General features: G+C 64.7%; 4 protein-coding genes. All 4 read left to right on the forward strand.

Annotated features, from left to right (window positions below; translation table 11 throughout):
* Positions 1-269, forward strand: a 269-nt coding sequence (locus AC1P6P_RS03280; protein ID WP_481401007.1) for a DNA-directed RNA polymerase subunit alpha C-terminal domain-containing protein, incomplete at its 5' end; no start/stop codon positions are given.
* Between the two features lie 62 nt (positions 270-331).
* On the forward strand, positions 332-751 hold the full coding sequence (rplQ, locus tag AC1P6P_RS03285; protein WP_481401008.1) for a 50S ribosomal protein L17: 420 nt from the start codon (positions 332-334) through the stop codon (positions 749-751).
* Between the two features lie 209 nt (positions 752-960).
* Positions 961-2382, forward strand: coding sequence for a Do family serine endopeptidase (locus AC1P6P_RS03290; protein ID WP_481401009.1), 1422 nt, complete (start codon positions 961-963; stop codon positions 2380-2382).
* A 232-nt stretch (positions 2383-2614) separates the two neighbouring features.
* A partial coding sequence (locus AC1P6P_RS03295; protein WP_481401010.1) for an AAA family ATPase occupies positions 2615-3163 on the forward strand: 549 nt, incomplete at its 3' end.

Genomic DNA, 3163 nt, shown 5'->3' on the forward strand with positions numbered 1-3163 from the left:
TCAATCCGGTCCTTCTCAAGAAGGTCGACGAGCTCGAGCTGTCGGTGCGTTCGGCGAATTGCCTCAAGAACGACAACATCGTCTACATCGGCGACCTCATCCAGAAGACGGAAGCGGAAATGCTCCGTACACCGAACTTCGGCCGCAAGTCTCTGAACGAGATCAAGGCGGTGCTGGCCGAAATGGGCCTGCATCTCGGCATGGAAGTGCCGGGCTGGCCGCCGGAAAATATCGAAGACCTCGCCAAGCGGTACGAGGACCAGTACTAATCGTTATTCGCTCTCGCCTCGCAACGGGGCGAGGGCGGTTTGTTTCTTGAGGGTAGAAGAAAATGCGCCATCGCAATTCCGGACGGAAGCTCAACGTCACGGCGTCCCATCGTACCGCCATGTTCGCGAACATGATGGCTGCGCTCATCAAGCATGAGCAGATCACCACCACGTTGCCCAAGGCGAAGGAGATTCGCCCGCTGGTCGAGAAGCTGGTGACCCTGTCGCGCCGCAACGACCTGCATGCTCGCCGTCTGGCGATCTCGACGGTGCGCGACGCCGATCAGGTCAAGAAGCTGTTTGACGTCCTCGGCCCGCGGTATGCCGGCCGTCCGGGCGGCTACACCCGCGTCCTCAAGGCCGGTTTCCGGCACGGCGACAACGCCCCCCTGGCGGTGATCGAGTTCATCGATCGCGACGTCGAAGCCAAGGGCAAGGATTCCGGTCCGGTCGTGGTTGCGGACGAAGAACCCGAAGCGTAATTCGCGCGGTTCCGCGAAATTCAGGCGAGGGCGTTCCGGCGACGGAGCGCCCTTTGTCGTTTGCGCCAACAAAGGCCGCAATCGTTGAATTCGGGCAACACGCTTTCATTAGCGTAATTTGGCGGGCGCCGCGGCGTGAGCGATAATCGCGGCAGCGAGGCCGTGGCGGATAGGGGACGATCCTGTCGCGGCTGATGGAGGCAGTACAAATGCATCGCAGCGGATTGGTCGTCGCGCTCCTTGGGGCGGCACTTCTGGGCATCAGTGCGGCTGCGGCGCCGCCGAAGCCGGCCGCCACGCCGATGGCTTCGCCGCGCGAAGTGCCGCGCAGCATGGGGCAGGTGCAGCTCACCTTTTCGCCGACGGTCAAGCGCGTCGCGCCGGCGGTAGTCAACGTCTATGCCCGCAGCGTCGTGCAGTCGCCGATCAATCCGTTCTTCAACGATCCCTTCTTCCAGCGCTTTTTTGGGCTCAACCCGCAGCAGCAGCGCCGGGTGCAGCAGTCGCTCGGTTCCGGCGTGATCGTGCGCGCCGACGGCCTCATCCTGACCAACAACCACGTCGTCCAGGGTGGTCAGGACATCGTCGTGTCGCTGTCGGACAAGCGCGAGTTCAAGGCCAAGGTGCAGCTCGCCGATCCGCGCACCGATCTCGCGGTTCTGAAGATCGACACACACGGCGAAAAACTGCCGACGGTTGAGTTCGGCAATTCGGATTCGCTTGCGGTCGGCGACGTCGTGCTCGCGATCGGCGATCCGTTCGGTGTCGGCCAGACGGTGACGATGGGCATCGTGTCGGCGCTGGCGCGGGCCAATTCCGACGCCTCCAACTACCAGTTCTTCATCCAGACCGACGCCGCCATCAATCCGGGCAATTCCGGCGGTGCGCTGGTGACGACCGACGGCAAGCTCGCCGGCATCAACACCGCGATCGTGTCGCCCTCGGGCGGCAATGTCGGCATCGGTTTTGCCATTCCCTCCAACCTGGCGCGCCGCGTCGTGGAAGGCGCCACCTCGGGCGGCGTGCGCTTTCCCTGGTTCGGCGCCGACGGCCAACCGGTGACGAACGAGATCGCCAACGCGATGAAACTCGGCCGGCCGCAGGGCGTGCTGTTGAAGACGATCTATCCTGGCGGCCCGGCGGCGCAAGCGGGACTGCATACCGGCGACGTCGTGGTGGCGGTAGACGGTGCTGACATCGAAGACATGCAGGGCCTCAATTACCACGTCGCCACCCACAAGCCCGGCGAGGTCGCCAAGACCAAGGTGTTTTTCGACGGGCACTGGCGCGAGGCGAGCGTCAAGCTGGCGCTGCCGCCGGAAAACCCGCGCCGCGACACCACCACCATCGGCGGGCGCAATCCTCTTACCGGCGCGCGGGTGGAAAACCTGTCGCCGGCGGTGGCGCTCGACCTGCAGATGAACCTGTTCACCAAGGGGGTGGTGATCCGTTCGGCCGGCGGCAGCTTCGCGGCGCAATACGGTTTCCAGCCCGGCGACATCGTGCGCTCGATCAATGGCCGCGCTGTCAACGATGTCGGCTCTCTGAAGGGCCTGCTCGACAACACCCGCCACTGGGACCTCGTCATCGACCGCGCCGGCCACCGCATGAGCCTGAGGGTGGATGGGTAGTTTTCTGCCCCCGCGGGCGGCACGCTTTCTCCACCGGCACAGTGACCGCGGGGGAAGTGGTGCGAAGCACCGAAGGGGGCTCGTGCTGATGTAAGCCCCCTTTCGGGCTTCGCCGGACTTCCCCCACGGTCTACGTGCGTGCGCGAGCGTATTGCGCCCGCGGGGGCAGAAAACTTATCGATATGGGCGCCTTCGTTTGAGCCGCCGCCCGCATTCGCTCTATACTCCCCCGATGTCCGATCTGTTCCAATCTGCCGGTCTCGATGACGGTGCGCCGCGGCCGCTGGCCGACCGGATGCGGCCGACATCGCTGGCCGAGGTGGTGGGTCAGGACCACATCATCGGTCCCGAAGGGCCGATCGGCCGCATGGTGGCGCAGGGGCGCGCCCATTCGATCATCTTCTGGGGACCGCCCGGCACCGGCAAGACGACCATTTCGCGGCTGTTGTCCACCGCGTTCAATCTCCATTTCGAGCAGTTGTCGGCGGTCTTTTCCGGCGTCGCCGATCTGAAGAAGACCTTCGACGCCGCCCGCCAGCGCCGCCGCATCGGTCAGGGTACGCTGCTGTTCATCGACGAAATCCATCGCTTCAACCGCAGCCAGCAGGATTCGTTCCTGCCGGTGGTGGAAGACGGCACCGTCATCCTGGTCGGCGCCACGACCGAAAACCCGTCGTTCGAGCTCAACGGCGCGTTGCTCTCCCGCGCCCAGGTTCTGGTGCTGCACCGCCTCGACGATGCCGCGCTGGAAACGCTGCTCACCCGCGTCGAAGCCCACACC

It is taken from the genome of Rhizomicrobium sp., assembly GCF_056722145.1.